The sequence below is a fragment of the Lacrimispora sp. genome, assembly GCF_031982545.1.
GTDB lineage: Bacteria > Bacillota > Clostridia > Lachnospirales > Lachnospiraceae > Lacrimispora.
Window position 1 is genome coordinate 190,262 of the sequence record NZ_DALYXB010000001.1, and the last position, 24,339, is coordinate 214,600.

Here is a 24,339-nt window from a genome sequence, read left to right on the forward strand (position 1 = left end):
ATATGAAACACAACAGAATAAAAAAGGGAGTTACCGCACAGATGAAGACATTAATAAAAGCAGTAATTGCAGGGATCGCTATCAGCACGGGGGGCATCATTTATTTAACCCTGGAGAACCATATTGCAGGTTCTTTCTTATTTACCATCGGGTTATTTACCATATACACCTTTGGCTTCCATCTATTTACAGGCAAGGTATGCTATATTGTGGAGGAAAAACCCTCCTATCTCCTTACCGTTCTTCTGGTGTACATAGGTAACTTTGTGGGAACCGCAGGAATGGGAACCATATTCAGACATACAAAACTCTCCAAATTAACAGCCCACGCCGCAGATATTGTCAGTATAAAGCTTTCGGACACCTTATTCAGCACCTTTATCATGGCCATTTTTTGCGGCGTGATGATGTGCATTGCAGTCATCGGTTTTCAAACCATTAAGGATGGAGTCGGAAAATATTTTGCTCTGGTTCTTCCAGTTATGGTATTCATCCTTTCCGGATATGAGCACAGTATTGCAGATATGTTTTATTTCACCATGGCAGGTGCCTGGAGTGCCAAGGCATTCTTATATATTCTGGTGATATCTGCCGGAAACTTAACAGGCGGCTGTCTGATTCCCATGGCAAAGAAATATTTAAAAGAAGAGGGATCACCTGCACATTCCTGACAGGTATGATTCCCATAGAAACAAGGGCAGAAATCCCCATTGTATGGATTTCTGCCCTTGTTTTATTATATAAAGCTGCTGATCAGATCCTTAAGAACCTCATCTTGTGTTTCTCGTCTTATCAGGGGTGTACCGTCATTTAAAATTCCGTTTTTCCTGTGAAAATCCAGCTTATCTTCCCGATATAGAATGCCGGTGGGGATTTTTTCACTTACTTCCATTGACATTCGGATGGCTTCCAGCCGATTGGTGGGGTCATAGTCATCTCCAAGCGGCGCTGCCATATTTTTATAGTAAGCAAAGGTATTTACTTTATTGAAGGTGATGCATGGCTGAAGAATATCCACGAAGGCATATCCCGGATAAAGGATTGCTTCCTTCATAATACTTACCAGCTGCTTTGAATCACCGCTGAAGCCCCTGGCTACAAATCCCGCACCCGAGGCAATTGCCAGAAGTACTGGATTTAAAGGCGTATTTAAGTTGCCATCGGTCTGAACTCCTGTGACAAAACCTTCCCCGCTGGTGGGTGATGCCTGCCCTTTGGTCAGACCATAGATCTGGTTGTCATGAACGAAATGAGCAATATTTACATTTCTTCTAATATTGTGAATAAAATGATTGCCTCCTTCGCCGTAAGAGTCACCATCTCCGGAATTTACTATAACAGTAAGCTCCTCATTGGCAATTTTAGCGGCAACTGCGGCCGGAAGCGCTCTTCCATGAAGCCCGCAGAAGCTGTTGGCATTTAAATACTGGGGCGTCTTCGCCGCCTGGCCGATTCCTCCGACCATCAATACTTTATTTGGTTCAATGCCCAGTTCCTCCAGCGCTGTTTTCAGGCTGTTCAAAATGGAAAAGTTTCCGCACCCTGGACACCATGCTGTTTCAAAAGTTTTAAATTTATCCATCTACTTAGAACCTCCTTCCAGCACTTTTTTTGTAATTTCTTCACCTGATATCTGCCTGCCATCATATTTTAAAATACTCTTATGACATTCGATTCCTGTCTGCTCTCTGATTAGGGAAGCCAGCTGGCCTGTAGCATTCTGCTCTACGTTAATTAACGTCCTGCCTTTTCCATAAAATTTTAATTTCTCCTGAGGAAGGGGATAAATATCTCCAAACACCAGGGCACCATAGCTTCCTTTCCCATTATTATTTAATAGAGAGACCGCCTCTTTGATGGGGCCATAAGCAGAGCCCCAGCCAAGCAAAAGTGTTTCGCAGTGCTCCTCTCCCATAAACTCCGGTTCCGACAGTTCTTCTATCAGACCCTTTAATTTTCTCATCCGCTTATCCACCATCTGGATTCTGACCTCTGCAGATTCCGTAATCCAGCCTCTTTCATCATGTTCATCACTGTCAGCGGCAACAATATGGTCTGTAAGTCCTGGAATAAGCCTGGGTGAGATACCATCTTCCGTTATCCTGTAACGCAGATACTCTCCTTCTGCCTCCTTTGCATGACTGACTTGTTTCAGTCCCGATATGTCAAAGGGCTTCACACAGGCTGTTGCATCTCCAATATACTGGTCACTGAGCAGTATGACAGGAATCTGGTATTTTTCTGCCAGATTAAGAGCCCGGAATGTCTGGTAAAAAGCATCCTCCTGATTTCTTAAAGCTATCACAAATCTGGGGAACTCTCCCTGAGATGCGGAAATAACAAATTTTAGATCACTTTGCTCTGTACGGGTGGGCAGACCAGTTGCCGGACCAGGCCTTTGCACATCTACGGCTACAAGGGGAATCTCCGCAATGCCGGAGAATCCCAGCGCCTCCACCTTTAAACAGAAGCCGCCTCCGCTGGTTCCTGTCATAGCCCTTGCACCGGCAAAGGAAGCGCCGAGTGCCATATTAACAGCAGCAATCTCATCTTCAGCCTGTTCCACCACAATTCCTGCTTTATGTCCCACAGATGCCAGATATTCCAAAACCGCCGTAGACGGAGACATTGGATAGGCAGAATAGAATTTAAGTCCTCCTGCTACCGCTCCAAGCCCTAAAGCCTCACTGCCTGAAATAAGCATGTAATCTTTATAACCGCCATCCAGATGGTTAAATTTTGCTTCCACGGCAGAGTATCCAGCTTTTGCTGCATTTAAATTAACCTCAAGAATTTCCTTCTTCATGACATCAGCCATGATTTCCTCAACATAGGTAAATGGCTCACCGAAAAGCTTCAATACCGCTCCCACTGCCACACTTGCAGAAGCTTTCCCATTCCCAAGTTCTTTTGCAATCTTGTTCATGGGAAGTTTCATAACTCTTAAGTCTGTATCAGGATAATCAAAACTGCTGTCACATAAGACAAAGCCTTCTTCCTTCAATTCATGTTTATGTAAATCAATAGTTTCCTGATTCAAAGCGATAATTCCATCTAAACAATAACTGTGGGAGGTTATGACCTCCGTCCCAAAGCGCAGAAGGGAAAAGTTATGGCCTCCCCGCACCCGAGACATAAAATCTCTGGTTGTATAGATATAATAGCCGGAATGCTTCAGCAGCTTTTCTAGAATTGAGACTGTGGTATCGATGCCTTGGCCGGCAGCGCCACCAATCAGAATATTATACATAGGTTTTCCTCCTTTTATTTTTTTCTAATTATAACTTATTGTGACGTTTTTTTCAATATTAATGTTGTATATTAAATATTGTTGTATATTATAGTTATCAGCTCAATTATATCAGTTAATTGTATTTAATTAATCTATGTTTGAAATTGCCATATAGATTCTATATATAATATAAATTTATAGTATAATATATACAAAATATTATTTATAAGACAGAATTGCGCTAAATTTAATCGGAGGGTCTTTAAATGGTAGAATCAAAAGAGGGTACCATGTTAAATAAGGAAGAGGGTCCAGAAAATAACGTTCCACATTTTTACGCTGATCTTAAAGACATTCTAAGCATATTCCATAATTTTGACATAGAAAAAATACACCATACAGATTATTGCTACATAAATAATGATAAAAAGATAGTAAATATTATTATATAAACGGGCGTAAAAAATAGAGGAAGACTGTATTAAAAGAAGAGAGACAAACACAGCCTCTCTTCCTTCTTATTATACCAGATTTGTATAGCCCATAAGGCTGATATCTACTTCTTTCGCTACTTCACGGCCTTCTCTGATTGCCCATACCACAAGGGACTGGCCTCTGTGCATATCTCCTGCCACAAAAACCTTATCCACATTGGTTTTGTATCTGCCTGCTTCAGTTTCAACATTACTTCTGCCGTTTAACTTCACACCGAACGCATCTGCAACATAATTCTGGGCTCCTAAAAAACCGGCTGCTATCAGTACTAAATCAGCAGGAACTTCCTTTTCACTGCCTGCTACCGGCTCCATGCTTACCCGTCCGGTTTTCTCATCCTTTTTCGGCTCAAGGCTCATTAAAACTGCTTTCACCAGCTTGCCGGATTTATCTTTTATAAATTCCTTCACAGTCGTCTGATATACTCTTGGGTCTTTGCCAAATACAGAGATTGCCTCTTCCTGACCGTAATCAGTTTTCAGCACTTTTGGCCATTCCGGCCAGGAGTTATCCTCTGTCCTTGTTTCAGGAAGCTTTGGCATCATTTCAAGCTGAGTCACAGAGGCACAGCCATGGCGCAGTGACGTACCAACACAGTCATTACCCGTATCTCCGCCGCCGATTACAATCACATGCTTTCCCTTTGCCGATAGATACTGGTTATCCTGCAGGTCAGAGTTTAACAGACTTTTTGTTGTGGATTTTAAGAAATCAACTGCAAAATAGATTCCCTGTGCATCTCTTCCAGGAGCGTTTAAATCCCTGGGATTTGATGCTCCGCATGCAAGGATAATACGGTCATACTCCTTTAAAAGGTCTTTCGCCTTCTGATTCTTTCCAACGTCAGCATTGGTAAGAAACTCGATTCCCTCTGCTTTCATGATCTCAACCTTCCGGTCAATCACATGCTTTTCCAGCTTCATATTGGGAATTCCATACATCAGAAGTCCGCCTGCACGGTCTTCCCGTTCCAGGACCGTTACGCTGTGTCCCCGTTTATTTAACTGGTCCGCAGCTGCCAGTCCGGCAGGACCGGATCCAATTACTGCAACCTTCTTTCCAGTGCGGATTTTAGGAGGTCTTGGTCCTGCAATTCCGGAAGCATAGGCACGTTCAACAATGGCATACTCATTTTCCTTAATAGCAACCGGGTCACCGTTTAATCCGCAGGTACATGCAGCTTCACATGGCGCCGGGCAGACCCGTGCAGTAAATTCCGGAAAGCTGTTGGTTTTTTTCAAACGGTTATATGCCTGCTGCCAGGTACCGGAATAGACAAGATCATTCCATTCCGGTATTAAATTGTTTAAGGGACAGCCAGAAACCATTCCATTTAAAATAACTCCTGACTGGCAAAATGGTACTCCGCAGTCCATGCACCGCGCACCCTGGCATTTTTGTTCTTTTTCAGAAAGGGGCAGATGGAACTCGTTATAATTTTTCAAACGGGTCTTGGGATCTACCGTTCTTCCTGTTTCTCTTTTATATTCTAAAAATCCTGTTGGCTTACCCATTTTCGCTCCTCCTTACTTCTTTGTATTGGCATAAAATGCTTCAATCTGTGCCTGCTCGCTGCTTAAACCCTTTTCTTCCATCTGAACAATGGTATTCATCATGCGTCTGTAGTCATGAGGCATGATTTTCTTGAATTTAGGCAGATATTCTCCAAAGTTGTCGAGGATTTCCTTGCCCTTTGCGGAGTTGGTATAAGCCACATGTTCCTTGATCATATCCTTTAATTCCAAAACATCGTATTTGTTGGTAACTTCTTCAAAAGAAACCATTTCCTTATTGAGGCGTTTGTATAAATCCCTCTTTTCATCTAATACGTAAGCGATTCCGCCGCTCATACCTGCTGCAAAATTCTTGCCGGTTGATCCAAGCACCACCACGCGGCCACCTGTCATGTATTCACATCCGTGGTCACCAACACCTTCTACCACTGCGGTTGCGCCGGAGTTTCTAACACAGAACCGTTCTCCTGCCACGCCGCAGATAAAGGCTTTTCCGCTGGTTGCGCCATACAGAGCCACATTACCGATGACAATATTCTCTTCCGGTTTAAACTTAATTCCCTGAGGAGGATAAACCACCAGCTTTCCGCCGGAAAGTCCCTTGCCAAAGTAATCGTTGCTGTCACCGATCAGTTCCAGAGTCAGACCTCTTGGAATAAATGCGCCAAAACTCTGACCGCCGCTTCCTGTACAGTTAATGGTAAAGGTATCCTCTGCCAGACCTTCCGGATACAGTCTGGTAATCTCTGACCCGAATATGGTACCCAGTGCACGGTCGGTATTGGATACATCAATCTGAAGTCCCTTCTTCTGACCGGCAGCGAGCGCCTGCCTTAATTTCTTTAAAATAATCTTCTCGTCAATGGTTTTATCCAGCTCGAAGTCATAAACCAGCTTTTTGTCGTAGCCTGCTACTTTTCCGTCTACATATGGATTGCCTAAAATTGCAGAGAAATCTACTTTCTTCGCTCTTTCATTGGAAATCTGATCTTTTTTCTTTAAGAGATCAGTTCTTCCAACCAACTCATCCACTGTGCGGACTCCAAGCTTTGCCATATATTCCCGAAGCTCTTTTGCAATAAAGAACATGAAATTAACAACGTATTCCGGTTTTCCCTTAAAGCGCTTGCGAAGTTCCGGATTTTGAGTGGCTACTCCAACCGGACAGGTATCTAGGTTGCAGACTCTCATCATAACGCATCCCAGCGTTACAAGAGGTGCTGTTGCAAAGCCGAATTCCTCGGCTCCAAGCATACAGGCAATTGCCACATCCCGTCCAGTCATCAGTTTTCCGTCTGTTTCCAGAATTACCTTATCACGAAGCCCGTTCATAATCAGAGTCTGATGAGCCTCTGCCACGCCAAGTTCCCATGGAAGTCCTGCATTATAGATGGAGTTTCTGGGTGCTGCACCGGTTCCTCCGTCAAATGAGGAAATTAAAATAACCTGGGCACCTGCCTTGGCAACACCGGCAGCTACTGTTCCCACTCCTGCTTCGGAAACCAGCTTAACGGAAATTCTGGCACTGGTATTGGAATTTTTCAAATCGTAAATCAGCTGGGCAAGATCCTCAATGGAATAAATATCATGATGCGGCGGCGGAGAGATTAATCCCACTCCTGTTGTGGAATGTCTTGTTTTGGCCACCCAGGGATATACCTTCTGTCCTGGGAGCTGGCCGCCCTCTCCTGGCTTTGCACCCTGTGCCATTTTAATCTGAATTTCTTTTGCACTGACTAGGTATCTGGAAGTCACGCCAAAACGTCCGGAAGCAACCTGTTTAATTGCAGAACAACGGTTTACTCCATCTGGCCCTGTTGTCAGACGCTCCAGACTTTCGCCGCCCTCTCCGCTGTTTGATTTTCCGTGAATCCGGTTCATGGCAATGGCGAGAGCCTCGTGAGCTTCCTGTGAAATGGAGCCATAGGACATGGCACCTGTCTTAAAACGTTTTACAATGGATTCCACACTTTCCACTTCTTCAACCGGAATTTCTTTGGTCTTTGCGTAATCGAAGTCTAAGAGACTTCTTAAATTGACCATCTGACCTTCTTCCGTTAACGCGTGTGTGTACTCCTTAAATGTCTCATAACTGCCTGTTCTGGTAGCCTGCTGAAGCAGATGAATGGTACGTGGATTGTAAAGATGCTCTTCCTGTCCCGCTCTTTCTTTATGGCTTCCCACGCTGTCTAAGGTTAAGTCCACATCAAGACCAAGGGGATCAAATGCTGCGGAGTGAAGTGTATCCACGTCATTGGCAATATCCTCTAAGTTAATTCCTTCCACACGGCTTACTGTATCGGTAAAATACGTATCTACCACTTTCTTTGAAATACCAATGGCTTCAAATATCTGTGCTCCCTGATAGGACTGCACGGTGGAGATACCCATTTTAGAGGCAATCTTTACAATGCCATGTAATACGGCAGAGTTATAATCCTCTACTGCTGCATAATAATCCTTATCAAGCATGCCATTTTCAATTAAATTATGAATGGATTCCTGAGCCAGATACGGATTGATTGCACAGGCTCCATATCCTAAGAGTGTTGCAAAATGATGAACTTCCCTGGGCTCTCCGCTTTCTAATATAAGGGCAACCGAGGTTCTTTTCTTGGTTTTTACCAGATGCTGCTGAAGTGCAGAGACTGCCAGTAAAGAGGGAATGGGCACGTGGTTTTCATCAATATCACGGTCTGATAAAATTATAATATTAGCGCCATCCCGATGAGCTCTGTCTGCCTCTAAAAACAGCCTGTCAATGGCTTTTTCCAGTGAGGTGTTCTTATAATAGGTAATGGGAATCACTTCTACCTTAAATCCCGGTCTCTTCATGTGTTTGATCTTCAGTAAATCCGTACAGGTAAGAATGGGATTATTCACTTTTAAGATCTTGCAGTTATCCGCTTCTTCTTTTAAAATATTGCCCTCTTCCCCCACATAAACCGTAGTGGAAGTTACGATCTCCTCACGAATGGAGTCAATAGGCGGATTGGTTACCTGGGCAAACAGCTGCTTAAAGTAATTAAAGAGCGGCTGATGCTTCTTGCTTAATACAGCAAGCGGACTGTCTGCACCCATGGCTGAAACTGCTTCCGCTCCGTTTAAGGCCATAGGCAGAATCATGGTTTTATATTCTTCGTACGTATAACCATAGGTTTTCTGCATTTTTGCACGGTCCGTCCTGGTCATGGCAGGAACGCCTTTATTGGGGATAGGGAGATCCTTTAATTCAATTAAGTTGGAATCCAGCCATTCACCGTAAGGCTTTCTCTGGGCATAAGTTTCTTTTAATTCTTCATCGGTAATCAGGCATCCTTTTACCGTATCGATCAAAAGCATCTTTCCCGGGCGAAGGCGTTCCTTTTTCACCACATGGCTCTGCTCGATGTCAATTGCGCCTACCTCAGATGCCAGAATCATATGATCATCATCGGTTATATAATATCTGGAAGGCCTGAGACCATTCCGGTCTAACACAGCTCCTACCAAATCACCGTCACTGAATACAATGGAAGCCGGACCATCCCATGGTTCCATCATGGTTGCATAGTAACGATAGAAGTCACGGATCTCATGAGGCATGGATTTATCATGCTCCCACGGTGCAGGAATGGTTACCATCACTGCCAGAGGTAAATCCATGCCGCTCATCATCATAAACTCCAGGGCATTGTCTAGCATGGCAGAGTCAGAGCCTTCCTGATTAATAATAGGAAGAACTTTATGCATATCACTGCTGAAATACTCAGATTCCATGTTTTCTTCCCTGGCCATCATCTTATCCACATTCCCGCGAATGGTGTTGATCTCGCCGTTATGTACGATGAGACGGTTTGGATGAGCTCTCATCCAGCTTGGATTAGTATTGGTACTGAAACGGGAATGAACCACTGCAATCGCTGATTCATAATCTTTATCCTGAAGATCTGTAAAGAACTGTCTTAATTCCTTTACTAGAAACATTCCTTTATATACAATTGTCCTGCTGCTTAAAGAAACCACATAGGTATTATCATTGCTCTGTTCAAAAATTCGTCTGGATACATAAAGTTTCCGGTCAAAATCCAGGCCTTTTTTTACGTCAGCAGGCTTTTTAATAAAAGCCTGAGCGATATAAGGCATACGTTCCACTGCTTTGGCACCAATCAGTTCCGGATGAATGGGTACATCTCTCCAGCCCAGAAATTCAAGACCTTCCTTCTGTACAATAATTTCAAACATCTTCTTTGCCTGGTTTCTGGCAAGCTCATCCTGGGGGAAGAAAAACATGCCCACACCGTATTCTCTCTCTTCACCAATCCCGATGTTTAATGGTTTGGTCACTTTCTTAAAGAACTTGTGAGAGATCTGAAGCATAATACCAACACCGTCACCAGTCTTGCCATCTGCATCTTTTCCTGCCCTGTGTTCTAAATTTTCCACGATATGAAGAGCTTGCTCCACTGTCTTATGGGTCTTTATCCCTTTCATATTTGCCACTGCACCGATACCGCAGTTATCATGCTCGAAGCGGGGATCATATAGTCCCGGAGTTCCTGTTTTATTAGGGGATTGTAAACTCTTATCCATAATCTCTTCCTTTCCTGACTGCTCCTCTGCTTTGAGGTGCTAAAGTGTAACAGTAATTTTAGTTGATAATACTACATTTTTCGCACTTTGTAAATGTGTTTTATTTTGATATTGTCAGATAATTTGAATATAATCTATTAAAAAATAAATTATCTGTATTTTTAAACTATATGCAAAAATATTTTATCGTTATAGTACAATTTGCGTGGTTTTTTTCACCAGTGGTATAAATTTCTAATTTATTTAAGTCTTAACTTATTATTATTAAGTGCATGTTTTTTTCATTAAGCATTCAATTGGAATTTACCTTAATTTCCTTTATTTTTATAACAGTTCCAGGAATCATAGAAACGATATATCAATTGCTGTAAATAAAAAAAGACCCGGAATCAGCATCGATCCAGGGCCTTTCACTGTTGAATTTTATACGATAAACAGATACGGATTACATCTCGCCAAGACCGCTCTCAATTGCTTCGGTCATGGTTTTCATTGCCGTTTCTTCGTCCTCGCCGTCGCAGATCACATTGATCATAGCGCCGCATTTGATTCCGGCTGCCATTACGTTTAATACGCTCTTGGCAACAATCCTCTTCTCTCCGTATTCAATAATTATATCAGATTTAAATTTCATAGCTGTCTGAGACAGAACGCCTGCCGGTCTTAAATGAAGTCCGGATGGATTTACAACAGTCAGTGATTTTGATAACATATAATTCACTCCTTTATCCTCAAATTTTTATACTCCACGCTGTTAATTTTATTACAATATCCATTTTGTGTCAAGCCAAACACAACATGTCTTTCAGATATTTCCAAAGTAAGGTCACAGTCAGCAGGAAGACTCTTTTGTCTGTCTCTCTCTTTGTGAATATACACAGCCACAGTAGTCCTGTCTGTAAAGATCATGCTCCTTTGACAGTTCCACAGAGCGTTTATACCCGTTTTTCTTTTTAAAATCAGAAGGAAGATAAGCCACCCGGTATTCTCTCCCCAGCTTTTCACCTATTTCATTCAGCTTATCTGCGTTTTTAAGGGGGCTGATGGACAAGGTAGTTGTAAAATAATCATATCTGCCCGCCTGGGCGATCTTGGCTGCCTCCTGAAGACGGAGCTCATAACAGCGAAAGCACCGTAATCCGCCTTCAGGTTCTTTCTCAAGACCTTCCACAATCCGGTAAAACTCCTGAGGTTCATACGCGCCGGTCTGTAAGGTAACCGGATGAACAAAATTCATCTCCTGAATCAGCCGGTCCTGTTCCTCCACACGTCTTATATATTCCAGTGGAGGATATATATTGGGATTGTAAAAATAAACAGTAATTTCAAAATATTGGGACAAATACTCCAGTACATAACTGCTGCATGGAGCGCAACAGCTATGTATCAAAAGTCTGGGAACTTTATTCTGTACTTTTATTTCTTCAATAATCTGATCCAATTCCTTCTGATAATTTCTTGGGTTCATGATGTCTTCCTCCCTGCCGTCTTCAGAAATGACAAAAAGGCGCAGATCAATACCAGCCGCGCCTTTTATTTGTCTTATAAGAAATCTCTGATTCGCTTGCTGCGAACCGGGTTTCTCAGCTTTCTAAGTGCTTTCGCCTCAATCTGCCTGATGCGTTCGCGGGTAACATTAAATTCTTTTCCCACTTCTTCCAATGTGCGCGGATGTCCGTCTTCCAAACCGAACCTCAATACAATTACCTGACGTTCTCTTTCCTTCAAATCACCTAAAAGCGCGTCGATATGTTCTCTTAACATAACAGACTCAACGTTGCCTTCCGGTGTTACCACATTATTATCAGCCACAAAATCGCCTAAATTAGAATCATCTTCCTCACCAATGGGAGTCTCTAAGGATGCCGGCTCTCTGGCAATCTGCATGATCTCCATAACCTTGTCCTCAGACATGTCAAGCGCTTCTGCAAGTTCTGCAACAGAAGGCTCATATCCTAGTTCCAGGGTTAATTTTCTCTGCATCTTGGACATCTTATTAATCGTCTCTACCATATGCACAGGAACCCGGATTGTTCTTGCCTGGTCTGCCAAAGCACGGGTTACAGACTGACGAATCCACCAAGTAGCATATGTACTTAATTTGTAGCCTTTGGTATAATCAAATTTTTCAACACCTTTAATCAGACCTAAATTCCCCTCCTGTACCAGATCAAGGAAACTCATACCACGGCCTGTGTAACGTTTTGCAATGCTGACAACAAGGCGCAGATTGGCCTCAATCAGACGTTCCTTGGCATCACCGTCACCATCCGCTTTTCTCTTAGCAAGACGAAGTTCTTCCTCTGCGTTTAAGAGCGGTACTGTGCCGATTTCTTTTAAATACATGCGGACAGGGTCTTCTGTGCCGATGCCTTCCAATAAATCAATGGCGTCTAAATCAATATCCTCTTCATCAACATCTTTAACAAAACCGTCGTCAAGATCATCATCAAGGAGCAAGTCATCTGACATGAGCACATCATCAGTTAAAGTGGAATCATCCATGACCGGGATCACGTCAACGCCGCGATTCTCCAGGTACGTATAAATCTGATCCATCTGCTCTGCAGTCAGTTCTTCTCCTATAAAGAAGTTATTAATCTCTGTAACGTCCAAAGCATTATGCTTTGTTTTTGCAAGTTCGACTAGTTTACCCAGCTTATCTAAAAAATTATCTTTTTCCACTTAATAACGTCCTTTCGCTAAGAAGTATACATAAAGCCCACACAACTTTTCATTATATACTACCAGACCCCATATTTCAACATATTTCTTCCGAAACAAGCAGTTTTATTGTTATTTCGTCTGTTTTCTCATAATATGGATTTTCTTTTCCAAGTTTGTGATCGAGACCTCTCTTTTCGCACCCCCGAATTCTCCGTCAAGTACCCAGTCTATCGGTTCATCGGAGATGAGTTTCAAGGACCGTGTCCGAAATTTATGGACGTATTCGTTGGGTTCTTCTTTTAAAAACATATAATTAATGATATTGGTAAAATCAAGAGCAGTTTTAGGTGACCGTATTAAAAGGACTTCAAATTCACCATCGTCAAGAGCCACATCCTGAGTGACAAGACCTTTAAAGCCGCCCACACTGATGGTATTGGTAATCATACCAAAAATGAATTCTCCTTCCAGCGTAAGCTCATCACATTCAACCCGCATGGAGTAGGATTTAATGGAGGTCAGACTCTTCATTCCTTCAATCATATAAGCCTGATGACCCAGAACATTTTTCTTATCCTGGGGAGTCAGATAGGAAACCTCTGTAAAGGCTCCGAACGCAGCGATGTAAATAAAATACTGATCTTCACAAAAGCCACCGATATCAATGGGACAGGATTGTCCGGATACAGCAGCATCCGCCGCTTTCAGCATATCTTTGGAAATCTTTAAACTGGAGGCAAAATCATTGGTGGAACCTGCAGGAATATAACCAAGTTCCGGATATTGAGGAAGCTTCATAAGGCCACTGATGGTCTCGTTTAAAGTTCCGTCTCCACCGCTGCATATCACCAGATCTTTATTTTTTCCATAGCGGTAAGCTGCTTCCCTGGCATCTCCCTGACGCTGCGTTACATGAACGGTCAGTTCATAACCGGCTTTCGTAAAAATATCCAGAATATCCACCAGCTTATTTCTGATCTGACCCTTTCCGGAACGCGGATTAAATATAAAAAGCATCTTCTTCATTATTATCACCTAATCAACTTTGTATACGCCTTGAATGCCCCAGGCAGGGAATAAGTTTTTTTTATTTCTTCGGGAGTGACCCACAGATAGTCACCTTTTGGTACTTCAGTCAGTTCCACCCGATAACCAGTCATGTGCCATTCCACATGGCTGAAAATATGCTTCGCCTCAGGAAGAGGCGTAATCTTTGCCTCTTTCACGCCAAGTGTTTCCTTTATCTGTTCCTGGGGAATCCATCCATCAAGTCCCGGCAGCTCATATAATGAAGCCAGAAGTCCTGTGTCATCTCTTTTGCGGATCGCCACGTACTCGTCCTTTGTCAGGATAAGAATGGTTCTATGCTCTGTTCTTCGTTCCTTTTTAGGAGCTTTTACAGGTATGACTCCAGTAAGGTCCTTCTGCCTGGCTACGCATAAGGAAAAAAGAGGACAACTTCCACAAAGGGGAGCGCCATTTGGCACACACACAATGGCTCCAACCTCAATAAGCGCCTGATTATAGGCTCCTGGGTCTTCTTTGGGCATAACGCCTTTTATCAGCTCTTCCATGTCCTTTTTTACAGACTGCTTTGTAATATCCTCCATACTCCCGGTCAGCCTTGATATGACTCGAAGTACATTGCCGTCTACGGCAGGAACTGGAATTTGAAAGGCGATGGAGGCGATGGCTCCGGCTGTGTAGGAACCGATCCCCGGAAGTGCTTTAAGCTCCTCATAGGATGACGGAAGCTTTCCTCCGTACTTCTCTACAAGAAGCTCAGCCGCTTTTTTTAAATTCCTTGCCCTGCTGTAATAGCCCAATCCCTCCCAAAGCTTTAAAAGACGGTCTTCTGACACTTCACCCAGCGCTTCCACTCCGGGCAAAGCTTCCATAAAACGGTGGAAATACGGTTTCACCGCTTCCACTCTCGTCTGTTGAAGCATGATCTCCGAAATCCAGACACGATATGGTTCTGGATTTTCCCGCCATGGAAGAATTCTTCTGTTCTGATGGTACCAGCTTAACAGGGGACGGGCGGCTGCACTCAGACGTTCTTCCTTGTCTATAGCCTGACCAGCCGGCTCTAAAACCTGTAATTTGTCATAGAGGGAGTGATTCATTATACATATCCATAAATTCCCCGGACAGACACCTCACCTGAAATCACATGTCTGACCTCTCCATCCGGCATCTCAACAAGAAGTTCTCCTTTTTCATTAATACCCAAAGCTCTCCCTTTGTATTCACCTGATGGTTCCAGAATTCTTACTTCCTTTCCTGCATTGACCATATTCTTATTATAGACACTTATCAGCCGGGATAAATCACCCTGGCTGATAAATTCTTCATAATAATGCTCAAATGCTTCTAAAACTGCTGCAATCAGCTGACTTCTGACCACTTTCCCCCCCGTTTCAAGAAACAGAGAGGTTGCTGTGTCACGAACTTCCTGGGGAAACTCTTCCAGGTTAACATTGATTCCGATTCCAACTACCACGTAATGGATGCCTTCCAGCTCCGCACTCATCTCAGTTAAGATACCACAGAGCTTTTTCCCGTTTGAAACGATGTCGTTGGGCCACTTGATGACCGGAGAAAGTCCGGTTACGGACTCAATACCGCCACGAACAGCCAATGCAGCCACAAGAGTCAGCATGGAAGCTTTTGCAGGAAGAATATCGGGTCTTAAGATCAGACTCATAAATATATTCTTACCCGAAGGAGATACCCACTTCCTGCCTCTTCTGCCTCTCCCCGCTTCCTGGGCATCAGCAACCACAAGAGTCTCGCTCCCTGCACCTTCCTCTGCCAGACGCCTGGCTCTTAGATTGGTAGAGTCAATGGAATCATGAAAATCCACAATCCGGCCGAATTGTCCTCTGATGCAGCTTTCTATCTCCGTTTTCGTCATTATATCACAGGATTCGAGTAAATGGTATCCTTTATTTCGTACTGCTTCAATTTGATATCCTTCTTCCTGAAGCTGACGGATTACCTTCCATACAGCCGTCCTGGAAACATGAAAGCGCTGGCATATTTCCTGACCTGAGATATATTCATCACTTTCCTTTAAAAGTTTTAAAATCTCGGTTTTCAAATGATCACCCCCACCAGATGCTTACTGCACTGATCACTGCAAGGGCAAACAGCAGACACCCTGCAATGACCGAGGCGACGCCAGCTGCTTTTTTCCTTTTTTCCCTGCCGCTGAGCCTGATTCTGTAAATCCCGTTTATAAAATTCAAAGCTCCTGCCAGAAAGAATATGACCGGGAACATCAGCATATTGTCTTCCGGATTCAAAAAAGAAATAACCGCCAGTACCACAATTAAGATTCCTACCACAATGTGTACAAGATCTACCATCATGGAAGCATTTCTCAAATTTTTTCCTCGTTCCTGTAAATACATCTCTATTCTCCTAACGTCGCCACCATCACTGCCTTTATGGTATGCATTCTGTTTTCCGCTTCATCAAATACTACCGATACGCCGGATTCAAAGACATCCTCTGTCACTTCGTTGCCTTTTACCGCCGGCAGGCAATGCATAAATATAGTAGTATCTTTGCCTGTTTTATTCATCAGTTCCTGATTCACCTGATATGGTTTTAAGAGTGCAACACGCTCTGCTGCCTTTTCTTCCTCTCCCATGGAGCACCATACATCGGTGTAAATAACATCTGCATCCGTTACCTTTTCACAGTCTTCTGTTAAGGTAATGGTGCTTCCGCTTAAATCTGCATATCCCTGGCAAAGTTCCACCAGTTCCTTATTTGGCCAGAGGCATTCCGGTGCAAGAATGGTAAAATGAACTCCCATCTTACTCATACCGATCATCAGGCTGTTGGCCATATTATTACGTCCGTCTCCTGCATAAACAAACTTCAGTCCTTTTAAGTAACCAAAGTGTTCCCTGATGGTCAGAAGATCTGCAAGGATCTGAGTGGGATGATAATCCTCTGTCAGACCGTTCCAAACCGGAACACCTGCGTATTCAGCCAAAGCTTCTACTGTTTTGTGTTTAAAGCCCCTGAATTCAATACCGTCAAACATCCGGCCCAGAACCCTGGCTGTATCCTCCACACTTTCCTTATGACCCAGCTGTATATCATCTTTCCCCAGATATTCCGGATGAGCTCCTTCATCTACGGCAGCTACAACAAATGCACACCTGGTACGGGTGGATGGTTTTTCAAAAATAAGTGCAATATTCTTCCCCTTTAAGGAGTCTCCAGTCATTCCCTGCTTTTTCTTAGCCTTCAAATCTGCAGACAGATCCAGTAAGTACTGAATCTCTTCCGGTGTATAATCCTTTAATGTAATAAAATTTCTTCCCTTCAGATTCATATGATTTCCTCCGTTAACTGTATTTTTATACATTATTATAGTATATCATGTATAATCATGCAAGCTATATTTTTAAAAATACAAATTAACTAAAAGGAAGCCCCTTCTTCCAGGGAATGGATCTTCTTTCGGATTTCATAAAGAAGTTCTTCTACGGTATAGATCCGGAAACGTTTCACTTTTAGCCGCTTTGCCAGGTCTTCTAAAAGTCCAAGATACATATCCTTGTAATCCCAGCCTTCTTTCAGTTTAAAATCCAAAGCGAGCTTGGGAAAAAGCGTCTCTGTAAATACCCGGTATCCACTGAGCGCCTCCAATCCAGCCTCACCGATTATATCCTTCATATACAGTTTTAAAAGTTCCATCTCTGACATCATCTTATCAAAATAATAAGGTTCTGTCTTTGGTGCGTCAATATAATAGATCCGACCGGCAAGGTCATATAAGAACCGCTTGGCGTCGTAATAGCCCAGTGTCAAATTCTTTCTGGCCTGTTTCTTATCAAATTCCAGTATTCCGCCAAGATCCTGTCTTGGAGCGATATGGTAGACTTTGGTTCCGTCGGGTATCTTCACCACCCGTTCCTTATCAGCCCCCCAGCCATAAATCCGGATTACAATAATGTCCTCATAACCATGATCAATCAGCACATCTAAGGGGACATTGTTAAATCCACCTCCATCCATATACCGTTTTCCACCAAGCTTTTCATTTTTGAAAGCGAGAAAATAAGCACTTGCCAATAGCATATCCTTAACTGTGCCCATTTCCCCCTTTCTTAAATCAACCACCAGCTCTTTCCGGTCGGAAACGGAATAAGTGACAGAATAAAGTTCTCTGTCAGAATCAACAATTCTGGCTTCATCCCCTACTACATTGGCAATCAGATCCTTCAGGGGAGTAATGTCAAATCCGCCGTCTTTCACAAGCTGGAAACCTTTGGTTATTAATTCCTGTAAATTCAGAGATTTAAAATCCTTCTTTTTCAGAGCTTCCATCGTTTCGTTGCTGACCGACATTACCTGAGAGTAATCGATGTTCTTCCAGATCTCCTCTGCCCGGTCCAAATCATCCATGCAGATTAAGGCACCGTTTAAAGATCCAACCGACGCACCTGCAATCCCTTTTATGTTTACTTCCGCTTCCCGAAGTGCCTTCCACGCCCCGATCTGGTAAGCACCTTTGGCGCCTCCGCCTTCTAAAACAAGCCCGTATTCCCGGTTCAAATCAAGTTTAAGCTCCATAAAGACCTCCAAATTTCCGTCTTCGTCTGCAAAAACCGCAGCAAGAAGTCATAAGACATCTGCTGCGGTTAACTCATTCTTTGGGTATCTCCGTAATAGAGGAAACAAGTCCTGCCAATCCCTGAATCTCAGACGGTATGATGATTTTAGTTGCCTTACCGTCAGCTGCAGCCTTAAATGCTTCCAGGCTTTTTATAACAAGAACCGCCTGGTCCGCTCCAGCCTCCTTTAACATACGGATCCCATCCGCATTCGCCTGCTGAATCTTTAATGTTGCTTCTGCCTCACCCTCTGCCTCACGGATTCTCTTTTCCTTTTCAGCTTCTGCCCGAAGGATTGCAGCCTGTTTTTCAGCTTGAGCATCAAGAATCACGGATTCTTTTTTACCTTCTGCTACAAGAATTGTTGACGTCTTTTCTCCTTCTGCCCTTAAGATTGATTCCCGTCGTTCACGTTCCGCCTTCATCTGCTTTTCCATGGCATCCTGAATAGCTGCCGGTGGCATAATATTTTTCAACTCTACACGGTTTACCTTGATTCCCCAAGGATCTGTCGCGATATCCAGAGTTTCTCTCATCTTCGCATTAATGGTCTCTCTGGAAGTAAGCGTCTGGTCAAGCTCTAAATCACCGATGATATTACGAAGAGATGTTGCTGTTAAATTCTCAATTGCCATAAGTGGGTTTTCCACACCATAAGCATAAAGCTTTGCATCTGTGATCTGAAAGAACAAGACTGTGTCAATCCTCATGGTAACGTTATCCTTGGTAATAACCGGCTGAGGCGGGAAATCCGCTACCTGTTCCTTTAAATTCACTCTCTTTGCCACCCGGTCAATAAAAGGCATCTTGATGTGCACACCTACCGTCCAAGCATCAAGGTATGCTCCAAGTCGTTCCACAACAAGCGCCTGGGCCTGGGGAACAATTCTGATACAGGATGACAATACTGCCAGAATAATAACCAAAATTATAATAACTGCTGAAAATCCAATTGCTCCCATCTTACATTTCCTCCTGTTTCTTGCTTACAATCAGCTTGACTCCTCTGATATCCTTTACTTCCACCATGGCTCCCACCGGATAAATGTTGTCATCTTCCAATGCTCTTGCAGTCCATTCCTGCCCGTTTAAAACTGCAGCACCTCTACCTTCCAGGTTATTGATCTCTGCCGTAACCCGGGCATATTTCCCAATCAGACTTTCTACATTGGTCTTCACTGTATTCCGGTTTACATATTTTAAGGCAAAGGGTCTGGTAAAAAACAAAAGAATAAAAGATACAATTACAAACACTGCAAGCTGTACCTGCGTATTAACACCAAATAATGCAAGCACAAATGCAACCAGTGCCCCGCCTGCAAACCAGATGGTGGTAAGTGCCATGGTTGCTGCTTCAATTCCAAGGAGCACTACAAAACCTATAAGCCAATAGATCGCTGCCATTATCTCATTCCCCTTCCCTGCCATGTTAGGCAAAGCACCACGGCAAATCTATCCGTTGACACTATCATACTATATGTTCAGGCATTTCTCAACATTCCCGCAGTAAAAAGCCTGTTTTATTTCAAATACCTAACTTCTGCGCTGTCTTGCGGTTTCAAACATCAGAACAGATGACGCCACTGCCGCATTTAAAGATTCCACACTTCCCATCATTGGAATCTTGATGTAAGTATCTGCAAGCTTTGCAGTGTCTTCAGTAAGACCATTGGCTTCATTACCAATTAAAAACCCTGTATCAACAGTATAATCTTCTTTTTCATAATTATTCCTGCCATTTAAGTGTGCTGCATACAGCTTAATCCCTTTCTTCTTTAACTGAAGAATGGAATCAGCCAAATCATCTGTATAGGCAAACGGAACTCTGAAAACAGAGCCCATGGTGGATCTTATCACTTTAGGATTATAGATATCCGCAGTGGTGCTGTTCATAAGCACTCCGGTGATTCCCGCTCCTTCTCCTGCCCTTATAATCGTCCCTAAATTTCCCGGATCCTGTATATTTTCAAGTATCATTAAAAAAGCAGGTCCGGGGACACGGGTAAGATCCTCCGGGGTATAAGCATGCTGTTTTACAAGAGCTAAAATCCCCTGGGGCGTCTTTGTATCTGACATCACCTGGAAGACATCATCGGTAAGCACTTCATACTTCATTCCACCGATCAGATGTTTTCTCTCTTCCTCCTTTAGAAAGCTTTCCGAGACAAAGATGCTGTCAATCTGTTCACGGGGGATCTCCTTAAATATGCGAAGCCCCTCTGCCACAAATAATCCGCTTTCATTTCTGGCTTTGGCCTTCTTTATCAGGTTCATCACCTGTTTCACTTTCCCATTGGCACTGCTTGTTATCATATGGTACCTCTCTTTATAAATTATCCAGTTCTAAAAGCCACAGGCGGCTGACTGCATCACTTGGCATACGCAGATCCCCTCTTGGTGAAACTGCCACAGAACCCACCTTCGGGCCATCTGGCATACAGGAGCGCTTAAACTGCTGGCTGAAAAATCGTTTGTAAAATACCTTCAGCCATTTTAAAATGACATCCGGTTCGTATTGCTGATCAAAGGCAGCAAGGGCCAATCGGTAAACCTTTGAAGGCCGGGTGCCGAATCTTAAAATCTGATAGAGGTAAAAATCATGAAGCTCGTATGGTCCTACAAGGTCTTCTGTTTTCTGGGCGATTTCTCCATCCTTTGGAGGCAGCAGCTCCGGACTTACAGGCGTATCAAGTACATCCATCAGCACTTTCTTTAACGCTCCTTCCTCACAGGTATCGGCATAGTAACGGACCAGATGGCGTACCAGAGTCTTTGGAACCGATGCATTGACTCCGTACATGGACATATGGTCGCCGTTATAAGTGGCCCAGCCAAGTGCCAGTTCCGACATGTCCCCAGTACCAATAACAAGCCCTCCAAGCCGGTTGGCCAGATCCATCAGGATCTGGGTTCGCTCCCTGGCCTGGGAGTTTTCATAGGTAACATCGTGCTGACCCGGATCGTGTCCGATATCACGGAAATGAATGGACACCGCTTCCCTGATATTGACCTCTGTTAATTCTGCCTCCAGCTTTTCCGTCAGTATGCAGGCATTCTGATACGTCCGGTCTGTGGTTCCAAAGCAGGGCATGGTGATTGCATGAATGCGGTTTCTGGGCAATTCAAGCATATCAAAAGCCCGGACAGTCACTAAAAGAGCAAGAGTGGAGTCAAGACCACCGGATATACCAATTACCACATCCTTGCAGCCTGTATGCGCCAGTCTCTTTTTTAAGCCCATGGCCTGTATCGACAGAATCTCTTCACATCTTCGGTTCCGTTCTGCTTCTCCATCGGGAACGAATGGCCTTGGATCAATCCTTCTTTTTAAATCCAGTTCCACCTGTTCCATGGTAAACGGAATCACCTGATAGTTCTCCCTGTCAGGTGCCGGAAACGTGGTCATACGCCTCCGCTCATGAATGAGCCGTTCCAGATCCATATCTGCATAAATGGTTTCATTGCCAAAACGTTTTGATTCTGCAAGTAAAAGACCGTTCTCAGCAATTAAATTCTGTCCCCCGAATACCAGATCCTGGGTGGATTCTCCTTCTCCTGCATTGGCATAGATATAACCGCAGACCAGACTGGCAGAATGTCCGGTGATCAGACTTCTCCGGTAAAGATCTTTTCCAGTGGTTTCATCACTTGCAGAGCAGTTTACAATCACGGTGGCTCCTGCAACTGCATGGCGGATGGAAGGCGGATTTGGGACCCACGCATCTTCGCAGATTTCTGTTCCGATTACAAGGCCGGGAATTTCTTTACAGGCAAAAAGCAGATCCGTTCCCATGGGGATTTCATATCCCTCCCAGGTAATCATAACGGGCTTTTTATTTCCTGGTTCAAAATACCGCAGTTCATAGAACTCAGAATAATTAGGAAGATTTGTCTTTGGTATGAGTCCAAGTATTCTGCCATTTTGTACTGCAGCAGCCGTATTGTAAAGTTTTCCGTCTCTTTCCCATGGCAGTCCGATAAAAGCAAGTAAGTCGCTGCCCTCGGTTTCTTTCACAATCACCTTTAACTCTTCTTTTGCTTTTGTAAGCAGAGCGTCCTGTCCGAAGAGATCCGCGCAGGTATAGGCAGTAAGACAAAGTTCAGGAAATACCATGATTTTTGTATTTCTCTCAATTCCCTCCCGGATAAGCCTTACAATATTTTCTCTGTTAAACTGGGGATCTGCAACTTTCACATCTGGAGTCGCTGCTGCAACTCTGATATATCCATGTTTCATTGACTTTTTTCTCCTATCTGTTCTTCTTTCCCTTTTGGTATCCATTTTGCCTTCCATGAATAGATACAGTCCATTCCCATGGTAGTAAGCCATGTTATAGGATAACACCACATCACCGCTTCAAAACTGGGGAAAAATGGTACCAGCAAATTAATATATATCATTCGGAGGATACACATGTTTCCCACTCCGATCAGCATGGTCACCATCGTTCTTCCGCTTCCCCGAATGCTGCCCATTAAGATCTGGTGTATTGCCATGGTCCAGTAAAACGGAAGCAGAATCAGCATGGAGGAATAACCGTATGCGATTACATCCCGATCCGGTGAAAATACTCTTAAAATACGCTCCGCATTCAGATAAAGAATAATGGAAATAAAAATGGTATAAATCATACTGATTACAAGCCCCTGAAACACACCCTGCTTCACACGCCTGGACTTTTTGGCACCGATGTTCTGTCCGGTAAATGTGGTCGCTGCCATGCAAAAACTTTGAAGCGGCAGCATGGCAAATCCGTCAATCTTACTATAGGATCCAAAACCCGCCATGGCAGCAGCGCCGAAGCTGTTGACATTGGCCTGAACGATTACGTTGGAAAGGGATATAATTGACTGCTGTATGCCGCTTGGAATTCCTATTTTCAAAACTCTCGCCATCATGCGCCGGTCAATTTTTATTTTACCCAGTTCCAGCCGGTAACTGTCATCAGTCCGTACCAGTGCTCTGACTGTAAGAAGAGCAGATACTCCCTGTGCAGCCACAGTTGCATAACCAACGCCTGCAGTTCCCATCTGAAAAACCACCACAAACAAAAGATCCAGAACAATATTAATGACAGAGGAAATGCATAGAAAAATCAAAGGCCTCTTTGAGTCTCCCACAGCCCTCAGTACACCTGACCCCATATTATATACCAGATTAAACAAAGACCCGCAGAAAAAGATCCGCAGATATGCTACAGCGCCCGGCATAACCGATTCCGGTGTTCCCATTAAAACAAGAATAAGCGGGGATAAAAGCACTCCAAGTGCAATCAGTAAAAAGCCCCCTATCATGCTTAATGCCATGGTGGTATGTACGGCCCAATGCAGTTTTTGCTTTTCCTCTGCACCATAATACTGGGATATAATAACTCCTGCTCCGGTGCCGATTCCCATAAACATACCGATAATTAAATTAATCAGTGAATTGCTGGATCCCACGGCTGCCAGCGCATCACTGCCGATAAAGTTGCCCACTACGACTGAGTCCACCGTATTATAGAGCTGCTGAAACAGATTTCCAACCAGGAGCGGCAGGGAAAAAGCAAGAAGCTGTTTCCAGATTACGCCTTCTGTCATGATCACCTGATTTGCATGCATTTTTTTACTCACAAATAATCCTCCTACTTTTTTCCAATCTCCCAATGAGTATTAGTATACATCCTTTTTCGACAATTTGGAAGCCGGATAATTTAAGGTTTACTTTTTCATCCCAATCGTGTAAAATATTTTAATATCCTACTAAACAGATAAGAATAATCAGGGGGGGGATTTACAGTGATGAAATTTTCTACCAAGGGACGTTATGCGCTCCGCATGATGATTGAGTTTGCACTTCGTCCCGGTGAATGCACGAAGATCAACCATGTCGCAGAGCGGCAGGACATATCTGACAAGTACTTAGAGCAGATTGTTACCATTTTAAGCCGTGCCGGATATGTAAAAAGCCGCCGGGGCGCCCAGGGAGGCTATTATCTTGCAAAAGACCCTTCCGAATACACTGTAGGCATGATCCTGCGGATTGCGGAGGGCAGTCTGGTACCAGTATCCTGTATGGAAGAAGAGATTAATTCCTGCAGCAAAGCTGATACGTGTGCCAGCATGATGGTCTGGAAGAAACTGGACAAGGCTATCTCTGATGTGGTGGACAGTATCACACTTGCCGACCTCGTCACAGAGCAGAAGCGGCTGGAAGGAATAGAAGACTGACAAGTCCGTG

Annotated in this window: 21 protein-coding genes; 3 read left to right on the forward strand and 18 right to left on the reverse strand. The window is 43.7% G+C overall.

The annotated features are described in order from the left end of the window. Positions 1–2 precede the first annotated feature (2 nt). On the forward strand, positions 3–671 hold the full coding sequence (locus ABS301_RS00855; protein WP_349670390.1) for a formate/nitrite transporter family protein: 669 nt from the start codon (positions 3–5) through the stop codon (positions 669–671). A 65-nt stretch (positions 672–736) separates the two neighbouring features. Here ABS301_RS00855 and ABS301_RS00860 read toward each other — a convergent pair whose 3' ends face one another. Together ABS301_RS00860 and ABS301_RS00865 are read right to left on the reverse strand one after the other, a co-directional pair. Next, positions 737–1,582, reverse strand: a complete 846-nt coding sequence (locus ABS301_RS00860) for a 2-oxoacid:ferredoxin oxidoreductase subunit beta (RefSeq protein WP_349670391.1) — start codon at positions 1,580–1,582, stop codon at positions 737–739. Then, positions 1,583–3,250, reverse strand: coding sequence for a 2-oxoacid:acceptor oxidoreductase subunit alpha (locus tag ABS301_RS00865; RefSeq protein ID WP_349670392.1), 1,668 nt, complete (start codon positions 3,248–3,250; stop codon positions 1,583–1,585). Between the two features lie 248 nt (positions 3,251–3,498). On the opposite strand from ABS301_RS00865, the gene ABS301_RS00870 reads away from it, so the two are divergent. Further along, positions 3,499–3,684 (forward strand): hypothetical protein, encoded by a 186-nt coding sequence (locus ABS301_RS00870; protein ID WP_349670393.1) that lies wholly within the window; start codon positions 3,499–3,501, stop codon positions 3,682–3,684. Between the two features lie 69 nt (positions 3,685–3,753). On the opposite strand, the gene ABS301_RS00875 is transcribed toward ABS301_RS00870, so the two are convergent. The 16 genes from ABS301_RS00875 to ABS301_RS00950 form a co-directional block, all read right to left on the reverse strand. Then, positions 3,754–5,241: a glutamate synthase subunit beta gene (locus ABS301_RS00875; RefSeq protein ID WP_349670394.1), complete on the reverse strand. Its 1,488-nt coding sequence runs from the start codon at positions 5,239–5,241 to the stop codon at positions 3,754–3,756. Between the two features lie 12 nt (positions 5,242–5,253). Beyond that, positions 5,254–9,813 carry a glutamate synthase large subunit gene (gene gltB, locus ABS301_RS00880; RefSeq protein ID WP_349670395.1) on the reverse strand — a complete coding sequence of 1,520 codons (4,560 nt, stop codon included), beginning with the start codon at positions 9,811–9,813 and terminating at the stop codon, positions 5,254–5,256. Positions 9,814–10,258: 445 nt separating this feature from the next. After that, positions 10,259–10,525: an HPr family phosphocarrier protein gene (locus ABS301_RS00885; protein WP_349670396.1), complete on the reverse strand. Its 267-nt coding sequence runs from the start codon at positions 10,523–10,525 to the stop codon at positions 10,259–10,261. A 120-nt stretch (positions 10,526–10,645) separates the two neighbouring features. Further along, complete coding sequence (locus tag ABS301_RS00890; protein ID WP_349670397.1) at positions 10,646–11,281, reverse strand: epoxyqueuosine reductase QueH; 636 nt, start codon at positions 11,279–11,281, stop codon at positions 10,646–10,648. A gap of 74 nt (positions 11,282–11,355) precedes the next feature. Then, entirely contained in the window at positions 11,356–12,498 is a 1,143-nt protein-coding gene (gene rpoD, locus ABS301_RS00895; RefSeq protein WP_349670398.1) for an RNA polymerase sigma factor RpoD, read from the reverse strand. A 111-nt stretch (positions 12,499–12,609) separates the two neighbouring features. Then, positions 12,610–13,506: a diacylglycerol/lipid kinase family protein gene (locus tag ABS301_RS00900; RefSeq protein ID WP_349670399.1), complete on the reverse strand. Its 897-nt coding sequence runs from the start codon at positions 13,504–13,506 to the stop codon at positions 12,610–12,612. 5 nt (positions 13,507–13,511) lie between these two features. Next, positions 13,512–14,606 (reverse strand): A/G-specific adenine glycosylase, encoded by a 1,095-nt coding sequence (gene mutY, locus ABS301_RS00905; protein ID WP_349670400.1) that lies wholly within the window; start codon positions 14,604–14,606, stop codon positions 13,512–13,514. Further along, positions 14,606–15,583 (reverse strand): biotin--[acetyl-CoA-carboxylase] ligase, encoded by a 978-nt coding sequence (locus ABS301_RS00910; RefSeq protein ID WP_349670401.1) that lies wholly within the window; start codon positions 15,581–15,583, stop codon positions 14,606–14,608. The genes mutY and ABS301_RS00910 overlap by 1 nt, the downstream gene beginning before the upstream one ends. Positions 15,584–15,587: 4 nt before the next feature. After that, positions 15,588–15,896, reverse strand: coding sequence for a DUF6637 family protein (locus ABS301_RS00915; RefSeq protein WP_349670402.1), 309 nt, complete (start codon positions 15,894–15,896; stop codon positions 15,588–15,590). Positions 15,897–15,898: 2 nt separating this feature from the next. Further along, a complete protein-coding gene (argF, locus tag ABS301_RS00920) occupies positions 15,899–16,834 on the reverse strand; it encodes an ornithine carbamoyltransferase (protein ID WP_349670403.1) in 936 nt (311 codons plus the stop codon). An 89-nt stretch (positions 16,835–16,923) separates the two neighbouring features. Then, positions 16,924–18,078 carry a patatin-like phospholipase family protein gene (locus tag ABS301_RS00925; RefSeq protein WP_349670404.1) on the reverse strand — a complete coding sequence of 385 codons (1,155 nt, stop codon included), beginning with the start codon at positions 18,076–18,078 and terminating at the stop codon, positions 16,924–16,926. Between the two features lie 73 nt (positions 18,079–18,151). Further along, complete coding sequence (locus ABS301_RS00930; protein ID WP_349670405.1) at positions 18,152–19,081, reverse strand: SPFH domain-containing protein; 930 nt, start codon at positions 19,079–19,081, stop codon at positions 18,152–18,154. A 1-nt stretch (position 19,082) separates the two neighbouring features. After that, positions 19,083–19,523 (reverse strand): NfeD family protein, encoded by a 441-nt coding sequence (locus tag ABS301_RS00935; protein ID WP_349667390.1) that lies wholly within the window; start codon positions 19,521–19,523, stop codon positions 19,083–19,085. A 129-nt stretch (positions 19,524–19,652) separates the two neighbouring features. Further along, the gene (locus ABS301_RS00940; protein ID WP_349670406.1) at positions 19,653–20,432 is read right to left on the reverse strand and encodes a TrmH family RNA methyltransferase; all 780 of its coding nucleotides are present in this window, start codon (positions 20,430–20,432) and stop codon (positions 19,653–19,655) included. A 13-nt stretch (positions 20,433–20,445) separates the two neighbouring features. Beyond that, entirely contained in the window at positions 20,446–22,356 is a 1,911-nt protein-coding gene (locus ABS301_RS00945) for an NAD(+) synthase (protein WP_349670407.1), read from the reverse strand. After that, positions 22,353–23,720, reverse strand: a complete 1,368-nt coding sequence (locus ABS301_RS00950; RefSeq protein WP_502877927.1) for an MATE family efflux transporter — start codon at positions 23,718–23,720, stop codon at positions 22,353–22,355. The genes ABS301_RS00945 and ABS301_RS00950 overlap by 4 nt, the downstream gene beginning before the upstream one ends. Positions 23,721–23,900: 180 nt before the next feature. Between ABS301_RS00950 and ABS301_RS00955 the strand changes: the two genes are divergently transcribed. Beyond that, positions 23,901–24,329, forward strand: coding sequence for an RrF2 family transcriptional regulator (locus ABS301_RS00955; protein WP_277409786.1), 429 nt, complete (start codon positions 23,901–23,903; stop codon positions 24,327–24,329). Positions 24,330–24,339 lie beyond the last annotated feature (10 nt).

What these genes read in the sequence shown, in the direction of transcription:
- gltB (WP_349670395.1), bottom strand. Translation starts at nt 9,813, where the DNA reads ATGGATAAGAGTTTACAATCCCCTAATAAAACAGGAACTCCGGGACTA.
- ABS301_RS00930 (WP_349670405.1), bottom strand. Translation starts at nt 19,081, where the DNA reads ATGGGAGCAATTGGATTTTCAGCAGTTATTATAATTTTGGTTATTATT.
- ABS301_RS00890 (WP_349670397.1), bottom strand. Translation starts at nt 11,281, where the DNA reads ATGAACCCAAGAAATTATCAGAAGGAATTGGATCAGATTATTGAAGAA.
- argF (WP_349670403.1), bottom strand. Translation starts at nt 16,834, where the DNA reads ATGAATCTGAAGGGAAGAAATTTTATTACATTAAAGGATTATACACCG.
- ABS301_RS00935 (WP_349667390.1), bottom strand. Translation starts at nt 19,523, where the DNA reads ATGGCAGCGATCTATTGGCTTATAGGTTTTGTAGTGCTCCTTGGAATT.
- ABS301_RS00925 (WP_349670404.1), bottom strand. Translation starts at nt 18,078, where the DNA reads ATGGAGCTTAAACTTGATTTGAACCGGGAATACGGGCTTGTTTTAGAA.
- ABS301_RS00860 (WP_349670391.1), bottom strand. Translation starts at nt 1,582, where the DNA reads ATGGATAAATTTAAAACTTTTGAAACAGCATGGTGTCCAGGGTGCGGA.
- ABS301_RS00945 (WP_349670407.1), bottom strand. Translation starts at nt 22,356, where the DNA reads ATGAAACATGGATATATCAGAGTTGCAGCAGCGACTCCAGATGTGAAA.
- ABS301_RS00885 (WP_349670396.1), bottom strand. Translation starts at nt 10,525, where the DNA reads ATGTTATCAAAATCACTGACTGTTGTAAATCCATCCGGACTTCATTTA.
- ABS301_RS00855 (WP_349670390.1), top strand. Translation starts at nt 3, where the DNA reads ATGAAACACAACAGAATAAAAAAGGGAGTTACCGCACAGATGAAGACA.
- ABS301_RS00940 (WP_349670406.1), bottom strand. Translation starts at nt 20,432, where the DNA reads ATGATAACAAGCAGTGCCAATGGGAAAGTGAAACAGGTGATGAACCTG.
- ABS301_RS00915 (WP_349670402.1), bottom strand. Translation starts at nt 15,896, where the DNA reads ATGTATTTACAGGAACGAGGAAAAAATTTGAGAAATGCTTCCATGATG.
- ABS301_RS00870 (WP_349670393.1), top strand. Translation starts at nt 3,499, where the DNA reads ATGGTAGAATCAAAAGAGGGTACCATGTTAAATAAGGAAGAGGGTCCA.
- ABS301_RS00900 (WP_349670399.1), bottom strand. Translation starts at nt 13,506, where the DNA reads ATGAAGAAGATGCTTTTTATATTTAATCCGCGTTCCGGAAAGGGTCAG.
- ABS301_RS00865 (WP_349670392.1), bottom strand. Translation starts at nt 3,250, where the DNA reads ATGTATAATATTCTGATTGGTGGCGCTGCCGGCCAAGGCATCGATACC.
- ABS301_RS00950 (WP_502877927.1), bottom strand. Translation starts at nt 23,720, where the DNA reads ATGCATGCAAATCAGGTGATCATGACAGAAGGCGTAATCTGGAAACAG.
- mutY (WP_349670400.1), bottom strand. Translation starts at nt 14,606, where the DNA reads ATGAATCACTCCCTCTATGACAAATTACAGGTTTTAGAGCCGGCTGGT.
- ABS301_RS00955 (WP_277409786.1), top strand. Translation starts at nt 23,901, where the DNA reads ATGAAATTTTCTACCAAGGGACGTTATGCGCTCCGCATGATGATTGAG.
- ABS301_RS00875 (WP_349670394.1), bottom strand. Translation starts at nt 5,241, where the DNA reads ATGGGTAAGCCAACAGGATTTTTAGAATATAAAAGAGAAACAGGAAGA.